Here is a 20,064-nt window from a genome sequence, read left to right on the forward strand (position 1 = left end):
CGCCAGTGGGTCGAACGTAGATGATGTGCGACATACTTCATGCTCTGAAACCGACCGCGGACGGCATGTCGGCGAGACGAAGTTAACGCGGTCGAGCGCGTCCCTCGGGACCAGCAATTAGATTGATTGCAAAATTTTTTAAATTCACGAACAAAAAACATCCCTCAAGTTCTGGATTTCTCTGCCGTTTACACGGCATGCGCCGTGTGCCACATCATTCACGCTGCATAAACAACTCTAAATTTTGAGCCAGCACAAACCACACTCCCTTCAATCCGTAATGAAAAAGTACATCGCACTCTTTGCCATTGCCGGCACGCTATTGACGTCGGGCTGCGCGACTGTTTCCCCCATGTCGCCGACCACATCGACGAGTTCGGTCGACACCACGAAAAACTCGTACGCGTTAATGACGGTGACGCTCAAGAACGCCTATCACACAAGTTATCAGCCGAGTCCTATCGTCGTGAATATGGAGCGCGGCGCGGCCGACTCGCGCGAAGACCGTTTGAATTTCAAGTTCGACGATCAGGCCACCACGACGAGCGACACGGGTAATCACTATTTCATTCGTCTTCCGCTGGCGCCGGGCAAATATGTGATGCGCGGCATTACCGGTCAAAGCGGCATATTCCCGTTCCACGGCATGTTCTTTACGCCGCTTCACGAAGTGGTCGACATCAAACCGAATTCGATCGTGTATCTCGGCCATATCGACGCCACGATCGTCGAACGTAAAGAGGGCGAATTGCGCGCGGGACCGGTTATTCCGCTGGTCGATCAGGCGGTTGCCGGTTTCAGCGGCGGGACGTGGGATATCAGCGTGAGCGATCAGTTCGACAACGACGTGACCGCGTTCAAAAAAGACTTCCCGGCATTGACCAATGCGTCGATCGATCGTGAAGTGCTGCCCGCCTGGGATAAACAGAAAGCCACCGACTGGTGGAATAAGCACTGATTTCAAGCTGTCGATCCGAACGGCGCGCGCAGCGCAACCCGCTTGCCTGCGCCCGCTTCCAAACAAGCCGATAATCGCATGACCGACAGGATGGAGACGCCACGGTCATGCCCAATCTCGATGAAAACACGATCACCGAAGCCGTTCTGGCGCGTCACGCGCACGCTGGCGACGAGCGGCTGAAAACCATCGTCACGAGCCTCGTACAGCATCTGCATGCGTTCGCACGCGAGGTGAATCTTACCGAGAGCGAATGGGAACAAGGCATTCGTTTCCTCACCGACGTCGGCCATATCACCGACGACAAGCGCCAGGAATTCATTCTGCTCTCGGACACGCTCGGCTTGTCGATGCTCGTCACGGCGATGGCGAACCGCAAGCCGCCGGGCTGCACGGAAGCCACGGTATTCGGGCCGTTTTTCGTCGAAGGCGCGCCCGTCTATCAAAACGGCGACGACGTGTCCAACGGCGCGCGCGGCGAACCGTGCTTCGTGTCGGGAACCGTCAAGGGCGCGGGCGGCGAAGCGGTGGCCAATGCACGCATCGAAGTCTGGCAAGCCGACGCGGACGGTTTCTATGACGTGCAACACGCCGGCGACGACACGCATCGCGCCAGAGGCGTGCTCCATAGTCTCGCCGACGGGCGCTATCACTTCCGTTCGATCGTCGCCGAGCCTTATCCGATTCCACACGACGGACCAGTCGGGCGTATGCTCGCGGCGCTCGGCCGGCATCCGTGGCGTCCGGCGCATCTGCATTTCATGATCACGGCGCCAGGCTATGAGCGCCTCGTGACCCACGTGTTCCGCGAAGGCGATCAGTACCTCGATTCGGACGCGGTATTCGGCGTTCGCTCGTCGCTCGTCGCACAGTGGCAGCGCCACGAGGCAGGCACGGCGCCGGACGGTACGTCCATGACTGCGTCGTTCAGCACGCTTGAATTCGATTTTGTGCTGAACCGATCCGTGTGACGCGGGTCACTCTCTTATCGCAGCAGCCATCCCTTACCGAGCTTTACTCCTATGGAAAAACGAGCACTCATCATCGGCGCAAGCGGCATTGTCGGCGGCAATCTTGCGGACCAGCTGCTTTCGAACGGCTGGCACGTCGCCGGACTTTCGCGCGGGCGCACGCCGGTGTCGCCGGCGATCGAATCGATAACGGCGGATCTGCAATCGGCCGAGTCCGTCAGCGAAGCACTCGCGGGCAAAGCATTCAGTCATGTGTTCCTCACAGCGTGGTCGCGGCAGGCGACTGAAAAAGACAACATTCGCGTGAACGGTGCGATGGTGCGCCACGTCATGGACGCCGTGGGTCCATCGGGCACGCTCGAACATGCCGCGCTCGTGACAGGACTGAAGCATTACCTCGGCCCGTTCGAAGCGTATGCGACCGGTGCCGTGCCCATCACGCCGTTTCGCGAGGAACAGGGGCGCCAGCCGGTCGACAACTTTTACTACGAGCAGGAAGACCGTCTATTCGACGCCGCGCAGCGCTACGATTTCAGTTGGAGCGTGCATCGTCCGCATACGATCATCGGCTTCGCGCTCGGCAACGCAATGAACATGGGCGTGACGCTCGCCGTCTACGCGACCTTGTGCAAGCAGACCGGTCAGCCGTTCATCTTCCCCGGCTCCGAGGCGCAATGGAACAGCCTCACCGACATGACCGACGCGCGCCTGCTCGCGCGTCACCTGGAGTGGGCCGCCACGTCCGCGAAGGCGCGCAATGAAGACTTCAACGTGGTCAACGGCGACGTGTTCCGCTGGAAATGGATGTGGTCGCAAATCGCCGGCTACTTCGGGATCGAAGCCGTACCGTTCGATGGCGAAACACGTCCGCTCGAAAGCCGCATGCAGGACGCCGGCAAGGCATGGGCCGATATCGCCGCGCGCTTCGATCTGAAGGAGGCCGATATCGGCAAGCTCGCCTCGTGGTGGCACACCGACGCGGACCTCGGCCGGCCGATGGAAGTGCTCACGGATATGACAAAGAGCCGGCAGGCAGGCTTCCTCGATTACCAGAGCACGCCCGACTCGTTCTTCGCGCTGTTCGAGCGGTTGAAGGCCGAGCGCATCATTCCCAGCGATACGCGCACGCGGCTAGCGGCCTCGATTGAACAGAGGTGACGCATGGCTCGCGGCGGCGAGTTCCGAGGCCGCCGCGAGCAGTGTCGAGCCGAGGCTGGCCATGCGTTTTTCGTCGAGCCGCACGAGCGGCCCGGCAATGCTGATCACGCCCATCGCGGGATAGCCGCGCCGCTGCACGGGGGCGGCCATTGCCGTCATGCCGGGGGCGAACACCTCGTTGATCGTCGCGTAGCCTTTTTCACGCGCGGCGTGCACGAACTTCAGCAGGCCGCTGATCGTCGTCGGCGCGTTGGGACCGTATTGCTTCGGTTGTCCGAAACCTTGCCGCGAGACGAGTTCGAGCGCGCGTTCGTCGGTCATCGTCATCATCCATGCATGGCCCGTGGCGCTGCACGAAAGGATCGTGTCCATGCCCATGTCCGGGTCGTAGCGCAAGCCCTTTAATGCGCCTTGCGCCTTCGCGACCCACGTCAGCCGGTCGCCGTCCACGATTGCCAGCCGCACCAGTTCGCCGGATGTCTCGGCGAGCCGGTCGAGCATCGTCTGTGCGATGTCGACGATGCCGGACGTCGCGAGAAACCCGAGCCCTAAACCGACGAGCTTGGTAGTGAGCACGTAATCGCCATGCTCGCGCAACTGCCGCACATAACCGCATTGCTTCAGATCGACGAGCAGCCGATGGCACGCGCTGCGCGGAATATCGAGTTCGTCCGCGATCATGGCGAGCGGCGTGCCCTCCATTTGCGCGGCGAGAAATTCGAGTACCGCGAGGGTGCGTTCCGTAACGCCTGGCATGCCGGTCTCCATCTTTTATGAGGTTTTCGCGCTGCCAGTTTTGCACATTATGAGATGAAATTCCACCCTGGAACGGCATCCCACCTAGGGGTGCTAACCTTGGTTTCAAGGCGGCGCGAAGCACACAGCGAGTGAGCGCCCCGAGTTCATCGATCAGACAAGAGAGCGGGAAACGGTCAGCAGCACTCATTGCTTGCGACCTGCACCCCGTGCGGCGACGGTTAAGGAGACAACATGATTCAGGACACACAACAAGGCACGCATGCTGCGATGCGCACGCGAGCGGTGACGGCGGCGGCCGTCGGCACCGCGCTCGAGTGGTTCGACTTCACGCTTTACGGCGCATTGGCCGCCACGGTTTTACCCAAGCTGTTTTTCCCGTCGATGGATTCGACCTCCGCCCTGCTCGCCTCGCTCGCGACCTTCGGCGTGGGACTGGCGGCGCGGCCGCTCGGCGCGATCATCTGCGGCCATCTGGGCGACAAGCTCGGGCGACGCAACCTCATGCTCGGCACCGTCACGGTGATGGGCCTCGCCTCGATGCTGATGGGCCTGCTGCCGACCTACGCGAGCATCGGCGTCTGGGCGCCGGTCCTGCTGGTGCTGTTGCGCATTCTGCAAGGCTTCGCGCTGGGCGGCGAGTCGACCGGCGCGCAATTGATGGCGATCGAACACGCCAGCGCCGACCGGCGCGGCAAGTACTCCGGGCTGCTAGGTCTGTGCTCGCCGCTCAGTCAGATCATGGCCAACGGCGTGCTGCTTTTGCTGTCATCGACGATGTCGGCGCAGGCATTCGACTCGTACGGCTGGCGCATTCCCTTCATACTGAGCTTCATCCTGGTGGTGGTCGGCGTGTATATCCGCTTGCGAGTCAGCGAGACGCCCGCCTTCGTCGCGCTGCGTAAAACGGAGGTCGCACACGTGGGCAGCCCGCTGCGCGACGCATTGCGCCTGCACTGGAGAACCGTGCTGCGCTGGATGCTGTTCTTCTGCGGACCTGCGGCGATCTTCTACCTGATCGTGGTGTTCTCGCTCAGCTACATCACGAAGACGCTCGCCATTCCCAAACAAACTGGCTTTCTGCTGCTGATGGGCGCGAATGTCTGCGCGATCGTCGGCGCGCTTGCCGGCGGCATGCTGAGCGACAAGATCGGCCGCAAGAAGGCGCTTGCGATCGGTTCAATCGCAACCTTGCTGATGCTCTTCGTGTACTTCCAGATTCTCGACACCAAAAGCTTTGTGCCGATGCTCGCGGCGATGGGCTTCTTCCTCGGCTTCACGCAGTTTCAAAGCGGCATTCAGCCGGTCGCGTTCGCCGAAGCGTTTCCGACCAATGTGCGCTACTCCGGCTCCGCGCTCGCTTATACCGGTGCGAATCTGGTGGCGGGCGGTCCGATGCCGGTGCTGGCCGTGTGGCTCTTCTCCGTGTGCAACGGCTCGCCGTGGGGCGTCGTCGCCGTGTGCGTGGTCTTCAACGTGATTTCGCTCGTGATGATCCTGACGGCGCGCGAAACCCTCGGCATCGATATGAACCGCACCGACTCGACGGCGGCCGTCACGGGCGAAGCGGACTTCGCGACGGCGAGTGTGAGCAACAGCCACCGCACGTAATACGCGCGGCGCTGCGGCGTCGCGCTGAATCACCAAAAATTTGCAAACAGGCGATCGAACAATGACTGAACTCGTATATGTACTGAATGGCTCGAACCTCAACATGCTCGGCAAGCGTGAGCCGCATCTGTATGGGACGACTACTCTGGCGCAAATCCAGCAGCAGGTCGAGACGCTCGCGGTCCGGCTGGAGCTTCAATGCGAGTTCCGCCAGACCAACAGCGAGGCCACCATGGTCGACTGGCTGCAGGAAGCATTCGAGCGCGATGCCGCGGTGATCATCAACCCCGCGGGCTTTTCGTTCGCGTCGGTGCCGGTGTTCGACGCGGTCAAGCTGATCGAGCGACCGTTGATCGAACTGCACATCACCAACATCCACAAGCGCGACGAAACCTATCGCCATTCGCTGATTTCGCGCGCGGCCACCGGCGTGATTTGCGGACTCGGCGCGAACGGCTATCTCGTCGCGCTGCAAGCAATGGCGATGGCGCTCGGGAAAAGTCCGAGCTTCGCCTGACGCTGAGACTGCATCATGCGTGGGGCCGCCCGGCCCGCGCGCGACTCAAGTGCCGCTTGCCGCCTCACCCACTCGCCATGCCGTGCCGCCCGCGCACGGCATTTTTCTGCCTGACGTCCCGGCGAATAGTTTTGATTAAGGGGAAACCCGTATAATCCGTTGCAAGAGGTCAGACAACTAGAGGACACCGTCGTCAAGACCCTGACCCGCGCCGGCCGCGCAGCGTCCGCCTTGAAACGCCTTGCCCTCAGATCCGTGAATCCGACTGCCACTGCCCTGCCGTTCCGCAACGCCCTGTTCGCCATGCTCGGCATCGGCCTCGTCAACATGCTGGTCGCACTCGATCAGACGGTCGTCAGCACCGCGCTGCCTTCAATCGTCGCCGAGCTGCATGGCTTCGAGTACTACGCGTGGATCGCCAGTGCGTATCTGCTGGCGTCGGTGGTCACCGTGCCGGTGTTCGGGCGGCTCGGCGACTACTTCGGCCGCAAGCGTTTCGTGATCGCCGCGGTGATCACGTTCACGGTGGCGTCGGTGCTCTGCGGTGTCGCGAACGACATGCTCTTTCTCGTGATCGCACGCGGCTTGCAAGGCGTCGGCGGCGGGATGATGGTGGGCACCGCGTTCGCCTCGATTCCCGATCTGTTTCCCGATCCGCGCGCGCGAGTGCGCTGGCAAGTGGTGATGGCCGCCGCGTACGGCATCGGCACCGCGGCGGGACCGTCGCTCGGCGGCTGGATGAGCGAACACTGGGGCTGGCGCTCGACCTTTCTGATCAATCTGCCGGTCGGTGCGGCGGCGCTGTATTTCATCTGGGCGCATCTGCCGGCCTTCCGGCGTCCGCATGAAGGCGAAGTCAAAATCGACTGGCTCGGTGCGGCGCTCGTCGCGGCGGTGCTCGGCGGCCTGCAGGCTTTTATCGAAGCCGTGCCGAAGAACGGCCTGACCGCCGGCAATCTCACGCTGGCTGCTTGCGTGATCGTGGGCGCAATCGCGCTACTGATCTGCGAAAAGCGCGCCACCCACCCGATCATTCCGCTCGACCTGTTCAACGACCCGCAACTCGTCACGCTCTTTACGCTCGGCATGCTGTCCGGCTTCGTGATGTTCTCGCTGATTTTCTTCGCGCCGCTGCTGCTGCAAGGCGGCTTCGGATTGTCGCCGCAACAGGCCGGCCTGCTGGCGACGCCCATCGCCGCCTGTATCGCGCTCGGCAGTCTGCTGAATACGCGCATCGTGATTCACATGAAGAAGCCAACGCAAATTTTGTCGATCGGTTTTGCGCTGCTGCTGTTCGCCGCCATCGCGCTGGCGTTTGCGAATCCGGACACACCGCACGTGTGGATCGAATTGCCGATGGCCGCGGTCGGCATCGGCCTCGGCTTCATCCTCAACAATCTGAATGTGTTCGCCCAGGAAATTGCCGGACGCGAGCGCTTCGGCATCACGACCGCGCTGCTGCAATCCACGCGCATGGTGGGCGGGATGCTCGGCACGAGCATTGTCGCGACGGTGGTGCAGCACCATTACCGCGACGTGGTCACGCGCACGATGAGCGTGATCGGCGAACCGGCCGCGTCGCAATGGCGGCCTCGCTTTGTCGATCTGCGCATTCTCATCGACGAAGCGTCGCGTCTGAAGCTGATCGCGGATATGAAGCCATCAGGGCTCAATACGCTCGCGTTGATCGACACGGCGCGCGATGCGCTGGTGCAGTCGATTCACATCGGCGTGTGGCTGACGGCGGTCGCTGCGCTGGCGGCCGCGTTGCTGGTGCAGCGGATCTCTCACGTGGTGTTTCGCAAGAGTTGAAGGCGGCGACGGGTCTCGGCGCAGGCCGCGTAGAGACCCTATCGGTCGCCGTCGTTGCGTGGGAATCCCAGCGGTCGGTCGAACCGTTGAGACAAACGCCGCGCGAAGATCGCGGCGTTGGATTGGCGCAAATCCAGCGTCCGCTTACTGCGCGCCGAGCTTTTTGATCAGCACATCGAGTTGCACGATTTCTTCTTCTGTCAAATCGGTCAGCGGTGCGCGTATCGGGCCGGCGTCGTGGCCTACCAGTTTCGCGCCCGCCTTCACAATGCTCACCGCGTAACCCGCGCGACGATTCCGGATTGCCAGATACGGCAAAAAGAACTCATCGAGCAGCCTGCCTTGCGTTGCATGATCGTTGGCAGCGACCGCGCGGTAAAACTCCATCGCCGTCTTCGGAATGAAGTTGAACACCGCCGATGAATACACCGGCACACCCAGCGCCTTATACGCCGCCGCATAAACTTCCGCGGTCGGCAGGCCGCCGAGATAGGAGAAACGGTCGCCTAGGCGCCGGCGAATCGTCACCATCGCTTCGATTTCACCCACGCCATCCTTGAAGCCGATCAGGTTCGGACAGCGGTCCGCGAGACGTTCGAGCATGTCCGCGTTCAGCTTCGAATTCGCCCGGTTGTAGACGATCACGCCGATGTTCGGCACGGCCTTGCACACCTGCTCGACGTGTGCCGCGATGCCTTCCTGTGAGGCTTCGGTCAGATAATGCGGCATCAGCAACACGCCGCTTGCGCCAAGACGTTCGGCTTCCTGAGCGTAGTCGATCGCGACGCGCGTCGGGCCGCCCGCGCCCGCGAGAATCGGCACCTTGCCCCGGCAGGTGTCGGTCGCCGTGCGGATCACGTTCGTGTAGTCGGTTTTCGTCAGCGAAAAGAATTCGCCCGTGCCGCCCGCGGCGAACAACGCAGTCGCGCCGTAGGGCGCGAGCCATTCGAGGCGCGCAGCATAGGTGTCGGCGCGAAACTCGCCGTGGGCGTCGAAGTCGGTCACGGGAAAGGACAGCAGCCCTTCGGAAACGATGGTTTTGAGTTCTTGAGGTGAAGTCATGGCGTGTATGGCGCGTATAGCGTTTAGGGCGTCAGGCGTGGTGGGCGCGCGCGGTGATTCGCGCCGCCGCCCGGATCATGATTGGATTAGCGCACCAGGCACGGACGCTTGTTATCGAACTTCCAGTTCGGAATCAGGTATTGCATGGCCACGCCGTCGTCGCGCGCGCCCAGGCCGTGCTGCTGATAAAGCGCGTGCGCCTTCTCGATCTCGTCCATGTCGAGTTCGATACCGAGCCCCGCGGCCTGCGGCACCTTGACCTTGCCGCCGACAATCCGCAGCGGCTCTCGCGTCAGACGCTGGCCGTCCTGCCAGATCCAGTGCGTGTCGATCGCGGTGATCTTGCCGGGCGCGGCGGCCGCCACGTGCGTGAACATCGCGAGCGAAATGTCGAAGTGATTATTCGAGTGCGAACCCCACGTGAGGCCCCAGTCGTTGCACATCTGCGCGACGCGCACCGAGCCCTGCATGGTCCAGAAATGCGGATCGGCCAGCGGAATATCCACGGAGTGCAACTGGATCGCGTGACCCATCTGGCGCCAGTCGGTCGCGATCATGTTGGTCGCCGTCGGCAAGCCGGTCGCGCGGCGGAATTCGGCCATCACTTCGCGGCCTGAATAACCGTTTTCCGCGCCGCACGGATCTTCCGCGTAGGCGAGCACGTCGTGCTGATCGCGGCACAGGCGCACCGCTTCGGCGAGCGACCAGGCGCCGTTCGGGTCCAGCGTGACGCGGGCTTTCGGGAAACGTTCGGCGAGCGCGGTGACGGCTTCGATCTCGGCGTCGCCCGACAGCACGCCGCCTTTGAGCTTGAAGTCGTTGAAGCCATAGCGCGCTTGCGCGGCTTCAGCCAGACGCACCACCGCCTCGGGCGTCATGGCTTCTTCGGTACGCACGCGCTCCCAGTCGTCGCGGCCTTCGGCGCCGCTCGCATATTCCAGATCGGTTTTCCTGCGGTCGCCGATATAGAACAGATAGCCGAGCATTTCCACTTCGTCGCGTTGCTGGCCTTCGCCGAGCAATGCGGCAACGGGCACGCCGAGATGCTGACCGAGCAGATCGAGCAGCGCGGCTTCGAGCGCGGTCACCGCGTGAATGGTGGTGCGCAGATCGAAGGTCTGCAAACCGCGGCCGCCGGCGTCGCGGTCGGCGAATTGCGTGCGCGCCTTGTTCAGGACCGCTTGCAGATTGCCGATCGACTGACCGACAACGAGCGGACGCGCGTCGTCGATAGTCTTGCGGATACTCTCGCCGCCCGGCACTTCACCGACACCGGTGTGCCCCGCGCTGTCGCGCAGAATGACGATATTGCGCGTGAAGAACGGGCCGTGCGCGCCGCTCAGATTGAGCAACATGCTGTCGCGCCCGGCAACGGGCACGACACGCAGTTCAGTGACGACCGGAGTAGCGTTCGATTCGGAAGGTTTCGTGGACATGAGGTTGGACCCGATGAGTTAGTGAGCCGGGCGGCGGAAATCGAGGCGCTTTGCGAGCGCGCTCGATAGCGGCACCGGACGGAAACTGGCAATGACGTGACGCATACTGGGCGGCTCTGTCAATCAGTGTAGTCAGTGAGTTTTATGCTGGAGCGATTCCGGCAGCGCGGCGTGATTCACGCGCCGGTTGCGCGCGAGGAAACCGGCCGCCGCCGCGATCAACGAAGCCACCGCGAGGCCGTACAGGCCGCCGGTAATCGAACCGGTATGCTGCTGCAGATAACCGAACGCCGCCGGCGCGAAGAACCCGCCGAGATTGCCCACCGAATTGATCAGCGCGATCACCGCCGCGGCCACGCGTGCGTCCAGATAACCCTGCGGGATCGGCCAGAACAGCGAAGCCGCCGCCTTGAAGCCGATCGCCGAGAAACAGATCGCCACAAAGGACAGCACCGGATCACCTGAAGTCGAAGCGAACAGCCCACACGCTGCGATGACGAGCGCCACGGCGAGCCACGCTTGCTGGAAGCGCCATTTCGCCGACAACAACGCGAAACAGTACATCGCGAACATGGCGATAAGCCACGGAATCGCGTTGAGCATGCCGACTTCGAAGTCGGACAGGCCGCCTATTTTGCGGATGATCGTGGGCAGCCAGAAGGTGGCCGCGTAGATGGTCAATTGAATCGCGAAATAGAGGAAGCAGAACAGCAGAATCTGCGGATCCTTGAGCAGCTTCAAGGCCGGCAGATGCGCGCCGCCATGCGCCTCGCGTTCGGCCTGCTCCGCCGCGATCGAAGTTTGCAACACATGCTGCTCTTCGGCCGTGAGCCACGAGGCATCGCGAATACGCGACTTCAGCAGCGTCCAGCTCACCGCGCACAACACGATCGAAAAACCGCCTTCGACGAGAAACATCCATTGCCAGCCGTGCAAACCGAAGCCGCGAATGGACAGCAGGCTGCCGGTGATGGGACCGGACAACACCGACGCAAGCGCGGAGCCGCTGAGAAAAACCGCTACCGCCTTGCCGCGTTCCTTCTGCGGCAGCCACTGCGTGAAGTAAAAGACCACGCCGGGAAAGAAGCCGGCTTCGGCAACGCCGAGCAGAAAGCGCAACACATAGAACGAGGTGTCGTTCCAGACGAACGCCATCGCCGCCGCGACCAGCCCCCATGTGCCCATGATGCGGGTGAGCCACGCGCGCGCGCCGTACTTCTGCATCAACACGTTCGACGGCACCTCGAACAGCGCATAGCCGATAAAGAACAGACCGCTGCCGAGGCCGTAAGCCGCAGCACCGATACCAAGATCGGTCTGCATGTGCGAATTGACGAAGCCGATGTTCACGCGGTCGATGTAGTTCGCGATGAACATGATCAGAAACAGCGGCAGCACGTGCCGCTTGACCTTGGAGACCGCTGATTCGAGCGGATCGGCGGCGGTGGTGAGAGCAGACGTCAAGATTGTCTCCAGTTTCGGCCGCTCAGGCGGCCTGATCGAGCGCAACACGGCGCGTTCAGGAGCGCGGATTCACGCTCCAAACGCGTGATACGTTGTCTGACGACAGTCTACCGTGTTTGCTTCGCGCTTTCCAATGCCGTGTTTACCCTGCAATCAGGCCGTTTCAGCCCTTCCAAAGCGGAGTGTGGTGTCGAACAGAAAGGGAAATGACAATAAATAGGACGTCCGACCTCATCGAAGATTAGCGCGCGGTCCGGCACGGACTCTGCAGTCGAACCTCGTCCACGCAAACCATCGGCAACGCGAGAATCAAATCGTTCTCGTCCGGACAAACGCTATGATGGCTATACCGAGCGTCACACGTCGCGACTCGCACGCGCAACGTGCGCATTTCCAGCCGAACAATCAACCAGCCACAGAAATGAGCAGCCTAACTGAGAAGGTGGTGGCCACCCTTTCCGATGAAATCCGCCGCGGCGCCCTGAGGCCGGGCGACCGCATTCCCACCGAAGTCGCGATGATGAAGCAGCTTTCGGTGAGCCGTTCCGTGGTGCGTGAGGCGATTTCGCGCCTGCAGGCGGCCAAGGTGGTCGAAACGCGTCACGGCATCGGCACCTTCGTGCTGGAGCCGGCCACGGAAAAAACCATGCAGTTGCCCGCCGCCGATCTCTCCAGCATGCTCGACGTGATGGCGATCATCGAATTCCGCATCGATGTCGAGGCCGCCTCCGCCGCACTCGCCGCGGCACGCCGCACCGATCAGCATCTCAAGCAGATGCGCGCCGCGCTGGAGCGTTTCGAGTCCGAACTCGAGCGCGGCAGCACAGATACGCTCGCGCACGACATCGAGTTTCATTTGCAGATCGCACGCGCGAGCGGCAATCGCTATTTCTTCGACGTGCTCAGCCAGCTTGGCCGCGCGGTGAGTCCTCGCACGCGTCTGGGCTCAGCGGAAATCGCGGAACTCGACCATATCGAGCATTTGCGCAACGTGCTCAGCGAGCATCAGATGATCTATCGCGCGATAGAACGGCAAGACCCGGACGATGCGCGCGCCGCCATGCGCATGCACCTGAGCAATAGCCGCGAACGGCTGCGCCGCGCGCACGAGTTGAGCCAGGCGAGCGGCTGATTCGCCTTTAAGCCGGCGGTTCCCCCGCCGCCTTTCATCCCCACAAAAAATACAATCGTACTGGTTTAAATACCAACCGGACGGCGAGGTGCGAGCCGACACGAATTGCGAGCAACTCGCCACGTTCATCGTGTCGTCGACGCAAAGCGCGTTTCTGCTCGCCAAAGCGCAGCGCGATCCGGCGCCGGTCGTCAATCTGAAAGAAGTGCTGTTTTCCAGCGTTTTGCAGCGGGCCTGACAAGGAGCTTCCCATGACGCAGCCCGATCAGCCAGGTCGTCCGGCCGCAGCCACGGCGCGCGTACCCGCGCAGACCGTGAACGGCGAGAGCGGCGCCTCGCCCGGCGCGATGGATCGCTTCGGCTCGCTCAACGTGTTCGTGCGCGCCGCCGAAACTCGCAGCTTCACTGAAGCGGGGCGCCAGTTGGGCATTTCGTCGTCGGCGGTGGGGAAGGCGATCTCGCGGCTCGAAGGACGCCTCGGCGTGCGCCTCTTTCACCGCAGCACGCGCAGCATCGCGTTGACGCCCGAAGGCGCGACCTTTCTGACGCGCTGTCAGCGCATCATCGGAGAAATCGAAGCGGCCGAGAACGAACTGGCGCTCGCCAATGCCGCGCCGCGCGGACTGCTGCGCGTCAGCATGCCGATGGTGAGCACGTTGATGATGCCGGTGATCGCGGCTTTCATGAAGACGTACCCGGACATCGTGCTCGATATCGACTTCTCGGACCGCATGGTCGATGTGATCGAAGAAGGTTTCGATGTCGTGACCCGCACCGGCGACGCGATCGACTCCACACTCGTCACGCGCACGATGGGCACGTACCGGCATGTGATCGTCGGATCGCCCGCCTACTTCGCGCAGCGCGGCATACCCAGCGAGCCCGAGCAACTGCGCGAGCACGCGTGCCTGCAACATCGTTTCCCCACTACCAACAAGCTGCGGCGCTGGCCGTTGATGCGCGACGGCGAGTTGCTGAACATCGACCTTCCGACCACAGCCATCGCCACCGCCGTCGAACCTTTGACGATGCTTGCCGAACAGGACCTGGGGCTCGCCTGCGTGCCGGACTTCACGATACGCGCGCAGCTCGCGGGAGGCACGCTGGTTGCCGTGCTGCAAACGTACACGGATACGCCGACTGCGTTTCGCGCGCTGTGGCCTTCCGGGCGTCAGATCTCGCCTAAAGCGCGAGTCTTCGTCGATTATCTGAGCGAGCATCTGTTTCCGGTTTCCGCGGCGGCGGCGGGAGCGCGTGGCGCTGGCCGCGCTTGAATGTGAAGCCTGCGGGCGCCCGGGCGCTATCAACGCGTACCGCACCCGCGAAAAAGCCGGCATATTCAGCAATATACTGAGCACACCGGCTTCCACGAGACATCCTGCTTCGCGCCTTCAGCGAGCTTATGCGCTCACGGCCTCTTCCTCATAAAACGGATAGTCCGTATAGCCCACTTCCGTGCCGCCGAAAAACGTCGGGCGGTCATATGCATTGAGCGGCAGATTAAGGCGCAGCCGTTCCGGCAGATCCGGGTTGGCGATAAAGTCGCGGCCGAATGCGACGAGATCGGCGTCGCCGTCGACGAGGATCGCTTCCGCCGAATCGCGCTTGAAACCACCCGCGGCGATGATCGTCCCCGCATAGTGCTTGCGGATCGTCTGCGCGGCGACCGGATCCGGATTGCGGCTTTCATCTTCGACATTGCCGGCGATGCGCGGCTCGATCAGATGCAAATACGCGAGATCGAGCTTGGCCAGTTCGGCCGCGACATAACTGAAGAGGCCGACCGGATCGCTGTCCGACATGTCGCCCCACGAACCGCTCGGCCCGAGACGCACGGCAACCTTGTTGCTGCCCCACACGGAAATCACGGCACGGGTCGCTTCCATCAAAAGGCGCGCGCGATTTTCGAACGAACCACCGTAGAAATCCGCGCGCTTGTTGCTGCCGTCCTGCAGGAACTGGTCGAACAGATAGCCGTTCGCCGCGTGCAATTCGACGCCGTCGAAGCCCGCCTTCACGCCACGTTCAGTCGCTGTGCGGAAACTCTCCACAATGCCGGCGATCTCGTCGATCTCCAGGGCGCGGTTCGGCGTGTTGGGAATCCAGCCGGCCGTGGTGTAAGCGACGCCGCCATGCAGCACTTCCGACGGTCCCACCGGACGCCGTCCTTGCGGCTGCAACTCAGCGTTCGACTGACGTCCCGCATGATAGAGCTGCAGGAAGATCCTGCCGCCCTTCGCGTGCACCGCGTCGGTGACTTCGCGCCAGCCGGCGATCTGGCTGTCGTCGTAAAGGCCGGGCGCGCCGAGGTAGCCGTTGCCTTCAACGGCGGCAATGGTCGCTTCGCCGATCAGCAATGCGCCTGCGGAAGTGCGTTGCGCGTAATACTCGGCCATCAGGCGGCCGGGGCGCGCGCCGTCTTCGGCACGCATGCGGGTCAGCGGTGCGAGCACCACGCGGTGCGCGAATTCATAAGGTCCTACTTTGACCGACGTAAAGAGTTTGCTCATGGTGTTTTCTCTCTCGATGTGATCCGGTGAATGATTGCCGCCGAGCGTCGCGAGCGCTGTCTGGCGTTGATTGACAATCTATAGGCGCGGGTCATCGAGAAAAACGGGCCGCGGCTCCGAAGACTTGGGAGCCTGCAGTCCGCAATGCGCCGAAACCCTTGCGCCTGCTGGACTGCACAGCAGTCACCGATTGTTTCGATTGCGCGGCAACTGTGTTTCAACAGCGCACCGGTTACTTGTCGAGCACGTCCTTGAGGCTCGCGTGACGTGTGCTGAACGTCATGATCACGAGCAGGCTCAGCACCGCGAGCAAGCCGCCGAAGTGCATCGTCGAGGCGACGCTGAGGTGATGGACCACCGCGCCGCTCGCCAGCGCGCCGAGCGCGATCGGAGTCTGCACGGTGCTCACGAACATCGACGAACCCGCCTCAGGGCGTTCCGGCGGCGTCCATTGCATCCAGATGCTGAGGCTCAGCGGGATCGCACCGTACGCGATGCCCCATCTATCCGACGCGCCGGCATCTCACGCCGAAGGTGCGGCTTTTTATCGATGAGTTGATCGAAGCGTGGCGGCCAGTGCCGCCCTGGGAAGAAGCGGACGCCTGAGGCAGCCGCAAACGTATCAGCGCACTACGAGGCAGGCGCCTCGACATCGAGATCCATCAACGCCGAACTTAGCGACTTGCCGTGCGCATCGAGCGCGAGCGAACGCGTGACACCGCCGCCTAGCGCATTGCCGAGCACGAAGTTAAACGCTGCAATTGTGGGCAGTTCATGGCGCACCACGTCGCCCTGCACGACATCGCGCAGATGCGCCTTCACGCGTTCTGGCGTCAGTACCGCGCGTAGATGTTCGTAATGCTTCGCGTCGTAACAGATCACCGAGATGTTCAACGTATTGCCTTTGTCGCCGGTGCGCGAATGAGCCAGTTCACGTAATTTCATCTCACGCCTCCACCATCGAGAATGCCGGCGTCACATGCTCGCGCGACAGCAAAACCGATTGCACCGCGACGACTTCGCGCGCCGACTTCGTGACGCCGCCTCCGCCTGCCGGACCGTTGGTGTAAAGCGTCTCCACCTCGTTACCGAGCTGCACGGCCTGAGCGAGCGAGGTGGTGCGTCCCGCCACTCGCGCTCGTACCTCGTACGGCTCGGCGTAACCGACTGCTGCGGTTTCGCCATGCAATGTGTTCACGCCGATCAGATCGAAGCGCAATTCACGCGTCTCCACGCCGGTCAACACGAGCCGTTCCCGCACGATATCGAGTGCGAGCCGCGCGCGCGCCAACGCGCCCGGACCGCCATAGGAAATTTGCCCTTCGCCGATATAGCCATCGAAATAAGCGACCGACACCTTCAACGTATCCGTGCGCGGCGTGCCTCGCCCGCCGCTCACGCGAACGCGATCCGGCGCTTCCTGCGCGACGCGAACCTGTGAGAAATCCGCGACCACGTCCGGTTGCAGATAGCGCTGCGGATCGTGAATCTCGTACAGCAGTTGTTCCTTGCACGTCGCTTCAGTGACGCGTCCGCCGGCTTGCGCGAGCTTGGTGATAACCACGGCGCCGTCCTGCCCGACTTCGGCAATCGGAAAGCCGAGTCTCGCGAGGTCAGGAACATCCTTGAAGCCCGGGTCCGCGAAATAGCCGCCGGTGATTTGCCCCGCGCATTCGAGCAGATGGCCGATCACCGTCGCCTGGCCGAGCGTCTGCCAGTCATCCATGCGCCAGCCGAATTCGTGAATCAGCGGCGCGACGAACAGCGAAGGATCGGCCACGCGTCCGGTCAACACGATCTGCGCACCGGCCGCGAGCGCATCGACGATCGCGCTCGCGCCGAGATACGCGTTCGCGGACACAAGCCGCTCCTTGTAGTCCGCGACACGTTCTCCGGATTCCACGAAACTTAAATCGCCCTGACGTACCACGTCGAGCACGTCGTCACCGGTGACGGCGGCAATCTTCACGTCGCCGAGACCGAGCGAGCGCGCGATTTCCGCGGTCTTGCGCGCCGCCGCGAGCGGGTTCGCGGCACCCATGTTCGAAATGATCCGCACGCCATTGCGCAACGCGGCCGGCAACACCGCCTTCATGCGCGTTTCGAGCAACGGGTCGTAGCCGAGTTCGGGGTGTTTGCTGCGCGCCTGTTGCGCGATCGCGATCGTCCGCTCCGCGAGGCACTCGAAGACGAGGTAATCGAGCGCGCCGTATTCCGCCAGTTCGACCGCCGGTTCGATGCGATCGCCGGAATAACCCGCGCCCGCGCCGATACGTACGGCCCGTTGAAATTGAGTGGCTGTCATGCTGGTCACATCCATTCGTTCAGTGATGCTCACAGTGGGAATATCCCCAGCACGACGCAGGCAATCGTCATGACGATCGACGCGCCGAACAGCAGGGGGAACGTGAATTTCTGATGGTCGGCGAGATCGATGCCGCACAGGCCGACCACGAGAAACGTGGCCGGTGTCAGCGGGCTAACCGGAAAGCCGGTGGTCATCTGGCCGAGCAAGGCGGCCTGGCCGACGTGCACCGCGGGCACGCCGAGCTGCCCGGCCACTTCCGCGATCACAGGCAGCACGCCGAAGTAGAACGAATCAGGGTCGAACAACATGCTGAGCGGCATCGACAGCAAGCCGAGCGCGACGGGAATATGACCGGCCATCGCGGGCGGCACGAAACCGACCGCCGCCTGCGCCATCGCCTTCAGCATGCCGCTGCCTTGCATCACGCCGGTGAACACGCCGGCCGCCAGCAGAATGCCCGCCATCATCAAGGCCGCGCGGGCATGCGCGTCGATCCGTTTGCGCTGCATGTCCACGTTGGGATAGTTGACCATTAGCGCGACGCACAGGCCGACCATGAACATGATCGCCGGCGGAATCTTCTCGCCCATCACGACCATCGTGCCGAGCACGACCAGCGTCAGCACGATGTTGAACCAGAAAAGCTTCGGCCGGCGCAGCGCCTGTTCTTCGGACGTCAGTTCCCGTTTGGGCATGGGCACCGACCCGCTCGCGGCCGTCAGACCGAGCCGCTTTTCCTCTCGCCGGCCGAGCCAGAACGCCATGCCGAACACGAACACGAGGCCGATCGCCTGCACGGGAATCAGCGGATTGAACAGCGCCGAGATCGGCAGATGCAGCGAGGCGGAAGCGCGAATCATCGGCCCTGTCCACGGCAGAAAGTTGATGCCGGCCGCCATTGAAACCGCTGCGGCCAGCACGCGCCGGTCCATCTTCAGGCGATCGTAGAGCGGCAGCATGGCGGGAATCGTGACCAGAAAGCAGACGGCGCCGGAGCCGTCCAGATGGATCAGCAGCGCGAGCAGCGTAGTGCCCATCACGATACGCGTGGGCCGCGTGCCGACGGCGCGCAGAATGCGGTCGATGATCGGATCGAGCGTGCCCGCGTCAGTGATGGTGCCGAAGTACAGAATCGCGAACACGAACATGCCGACGACCGGCGCGAGATTCTTGAGCCCGTCGATCACGAACTTGCTGGTCTGAAACCCGAAGCCGCCGATAAGCGACGCCGCAATCGGCACGATGATGAGCGCCACCAGCGGCGACATGCGTTTCGACAGAATCGCGCCGAGCAGCACGACGATGGTTGCGAGCCCCAGTAATGGCAGCATATGCTTGTCTCCAAAGATTGTTTTTTACTGCGATCCAGCGTAAGTTCGAAGCGGCTATAAATCAATTGAAATGATTTGATCGCAGCAATTACAAACCATCATGGATCTGAATCTTCGGGACATCCGCGCGTTTATCGCCGTCGCGCAAACGGGCAGCTTCACGCGCGCGGCGACGCGGCTGCATCTGTCGCAACCGGCGCTGACGGTACAGATTCGCCGGCTCGAAGAAACGGTCGGCATGCGCCTGTTCGACCGCAATAGCCGCAATGTCGCGCTCACACCGACCGGCCGTGAACTGCTGCCGCTGCTACAGAAGTCGCTGCATGACATGGAGCATGTGTTGATCGACGCGCGCGCGCTGGGCGTTGGCGCAAGCGGCACGGTACGGATCGCCTGTTTGCCGACGTTCGCGGCCAGCGTCCTGCCCGAACTCGTGCAGGACATCAAGAAGGCCGTGCCGCGCGTGAGCTTTCATGTGCGCGACGTGGTCGCCAGCATGGTCAACACGTTGGTGCGCAATGAAGAGGTCGACATCGGGCTGACCGGCGGCCAGCTCGACGATGCCGCTTTCGAGGTGCTGCATGCGGGCATCGACCGGCTGGTTGCGGTGTTCCCGAAACGGCATGCGCTTGCCCGGCGGCGGCGCATCACGTTGGCCGATCTCGCCGCCGCGCCGCTCGTGTTGACCGCGCAAGGCACGAGTGTGCGGGCGGTGGTCGATAGCGCTTTCGCGAACGCCCGCTGCACGCCGGAGATCGCGTGCGAGCCGACCTACATGATGAGCGCGGTGGCGATGGTGCGCGCCGGCCTCGGCGTAACGATCCTGCCGGAGTCGGCCCGCGAAGTCAGGGCGGAGCCCGAGTTGATCGTGCGCGCGGTCGACGACCCCGCATTCACTCGCCCTATCGCGCTCATCAAAAAGCGCGGCCGGACATTGCCGCCCGTCACGGAGACCTTCGTTTCGATGCTGATCGAGAAGCTCGGCGAGAAATGAACAGCAGCCGAATGCGCGTTAGCTTTCATTTTCAAACAGAGCCG

Annotated in this window: 19 protein-coding genes; 10 read left to right on the forward strand and 9 right to left on the reverse strand. The window is 62.6% G+C overall.

Annotation, left to right across the window (positions count from 1 at the left end; translation table 11 throughout):
* Positions 1–280: 280 nt before the first annotated feature.
* The 3 genes from B0G82_RS24655 to B0G82_RS24665 all read left to right on the forward strand — a co-directional run bounded on the left by B0G82_RS24655 (position 281) and on the right by B0G82_RS24665 (position 3,087).
* Positions 281–958 (forward strand): hypothetical protein, encoded by a 678-nt coding sequence (locus B0G82_RS24655; RefSeq protein ID WP_121309350.1) that lies wholly within the window; start codon positions 281–283, stop codon positions 956–958.
* Between the two features lie 107 nt (positions 959–1,065).
* Positions 1,066–1,929, forward strand: coding sequence for an intradiol ring-cleavage dioxygenase (locus B0G82_RS24660; RefSeq protein ID WP_121309351.1), 864 nt, complete (start codon positions 1,066–1,068; stop codon positions 1,927–1,929).
* Positions 1,930–1,980: 51 nt separating this feature from the next.
* Positions 1,981–3,087 carry an SDR family oxidoreductase gene (locus B0G82_RS24665; RefSeq protein ID WP_121309352.1) on the forward strand — a complete coding sequence of 369 codons (1,107 nt, stop codon included), beginning with the start codon at positions 1,981–1,983 and terminating at the stop codon, positions 3,085–3,087.
* Here the strand turns inward: B0G82_RS24665 and B0G82_RS24670 are convergent.
* On the reverse strand, positions 3,061–3,843 hold the full coding sequence (locus B0G82_RS24670) for an IclR family transcriptional regulator (protein WP_116123017.1): 783 nt from the start codon (positions 3,841–3,843) through the stop codon (positions 3,061–3,063). The two genes, B0G82_RS24665 and B0G82_RS24670, sit on opposite strands and share 27 nt — an antisense overlap.
* Positions 3,844–4,077: 234 nt before the next feature.
* Here B0G82_RS24670 and B0G82_RS24675 point away from each other — a divergent pair, with 234 nt between their 5' ends.
* From B0G82_RS24675 to B0G82_RS24685, 3 genes are all read left to right on the forward strand, one after another.
* Entirely contained in the window at positions 4,078–5,454 is a 1,377-nt protein-coding gene (locus B0G82_RS24675) for an MFS transporter (protein WP_121309353.1), read from the forward strand.
* 61 nt (positions 5,455–5,515) lie between these two features.
* Complete coding sequence (locus B0G82_RS24680; protein ID WP_121309354.1) at positions 5,516–5,971, forward strand: type II 3-dehydroquinate dehydratase; 456 nt, start codon at positions 5,516–5,518, stop codon at positions 5,969–5,971.
* A gap of 303 nt (positions 5,972–6,274) precedes the next feature.
* Entirely contained in the window at positions 6,275–7,783 is a 1,509-nt protein-coding gene (locus tag B0G82_RS24685) for an MFS transporter (protein ID WP_121310819.1), read from the forward strand.
* Positions 7,784–7,927: 144 nt separating this feature from the next.
* Here B0G82_RS24685 and kdgD read toward each other — a convergent pair whose 3' ends face one another.
* The 3 genes from kdgD to B0G82_RS24700 form a co-directional block, all read right to left on the reverse strand.
* Positions 7,928–8,845 (reverse strand): 5-dehydro-4-deoxyglucarate dehydratase, encoded by a 918-nt coding sequence (kdgD, locus tag B0G82_RS24690; protein ID WP_121309355.1) that lies wholly within the window; start codon positions 8,843–8,845, stop codon positions 7,928–7,930.
* Positions 8,846–8,931: 86 nt separating this feature from the next.
* The gene (gudD, locus tag B0G82_RS24695) at positions 8,932–10,281 is read right to left on the reverse strand and encodes a glucarate dehydratase (RefSeq protein ID WP_121309356.1); all 1,350 of its coding nucleotides are present in this window, start codon (positions 10,279–10,281) and stop codon (positions 8,932–8,934) included.
* A 132-nt stretch (positions 10,282–10,413) separates the two neighbouring features.
* A complete protein-coding gene (locus B0G82_RS24700) occupies positions 10,414–11,745 on the reverse strand; it encodes an MFS transporter (RefSeq protein WP_121309357.1) in 1,332 nt (443 codons plus the stop codon).
* A gap of 421 nt (positions 11,746–12,166) precedes the next feature.
* On the opposite strand from B0G82_RS24700, the gene B0G82_RS24705 reads away from it, so the two are divergent.
* The 3 genes from B0G82_RS24705 to B0G82_RS24715 all read left to right on the forward strand — a co-directional run bounded on the left by B0G82_RS24705 (position 12,167) and on the right by B0G82_RS24715 (position 14,151).
* On the forward strand, positions 12,167–12,877 hold the full coding sequence (locus B0G82_RS24705; protein ID WP_116123910.1) for a FadR/GntR family transcriptional regulator: 711 nt from the start codon (positions 12,167–12,169) through the stop codon (positions 12,875–12,877).
* A gap of 88 nt (positions 12,878–12,965) precedes the next feature.
* Positions 12,966–13,115 (forward strand): hypothetical protein, encoded by a 150-nt coding sequence (locus tag B0G82_RS24710; RefSeq protein WP_199730166.1) that lies wholly within the window; start codon positions 12,966–12,968, stop codon positions 13,113–13,115.
* Between the two features lie 13 nt (positions 13,116–13,128).
* The gene (locus tag B0G82_RS24715; protein WP_347237561.1) at positions 13,129–14,151 is read left to right on the forward strand and encodes a LysR family transcriptional regulator; all 1,023 of its coding nucleotides are present in this window, start codon (positions 13,129–13,131) and stop codon (positions 14,149–14,151) included.
* 126 nt (positions 14,152–14,277) lie between these two features.
* On the opposite strand, the gene B0G82_RS24720 is transcribed toward B0G82_RS24715, so the two are convergent.
* The 5 genes from B0G82_RS24720 to B0G82_RS24745 form a co-directional block, all read right to left on the reverse strand.
* Positions 14,278–15,387, reverse strand: coding sequence for an alkene reductase (locus B0G82_RS24720; RefSeq protein ID WP_121309358.1), 1,110 nt, complete (start codon positions 15,385–15,387; stop codon positions 14,278–14,280).
* Between the two features lie 232 nt (positions 15,388–15,619).
* The gene (locus tag B0G82_RS24725; RefSeq protein ID WP_199730167.1) at positions 15,620–15,844 is read right to left on the reverse strand and encodes a hypothetical protein; all 225 of its coding nucleotides are present in this window, start codon (positions 15,842–15,844) and stop codon (positions 15,620–15,622) included.
* A 173-nt stretch (positions 15,845–16,017) separates the two neighbouring features.
* A complete protein-coding gene (locus B0G82_RS24735) occupies positions 16,018–16,332 on the reverse strand; it encodes a hypothetical protein (protein ID WP_116123012.1) in 315 nt (104 codons plus the stop codon).
* Position 16,333: 1 nt separating this feature from the next.
* Positions 16,334–17,692, reverse strand: coding sequence for an acyclic terpene utilization AtuA family protein (locus B0G82_RS24740; RefSeq protein ID WP_121310823.1), 1,359 nt, complete (start codon positions 17,690–17,692; stop codon positions 16,334–16,336).
* Positions 17,693–17,721: 29 nt separating this feature from the next.
* Complete coding sequence (locus tag B0G82_RS24745; protein ID WP_121309359.1) at positions 17,722–19,026, reverse strand: citrate:proton symporter; 1,305 nt, start codon at positions 19,024–19,026, stop codon at positions 17,722–17,724.
* Between the two features lie 100 nt (positions 19,027–19,126).
* On the opposite strand from B0G82_RS24745, the gene B0G82_RS24750 reads away from it, so the two are divergent.
* Positions 19,127–20,020, forward strand: a complete 894-nt coding sequence (locus B0G82_RS24750) for a LysR family transcriptional regulator (protein ID WP_121309360.1) — start codon at positions 19,127–19,129, stop codon at positions 20,018–20,020.
* Positions 20,021–20,064 lie beyond the last annotated feature (44 nt).

This window comes from Paraburkholderia sp. BL17N1 (assembly GCF_003634175.1).
In the GTDB taxonomy this organism is placed as follows: Bacteria; Pseudomonadota; Gammaproteobacteria; order Burkholderiales; family Burkholderiaceae; genus Paraburkholderia.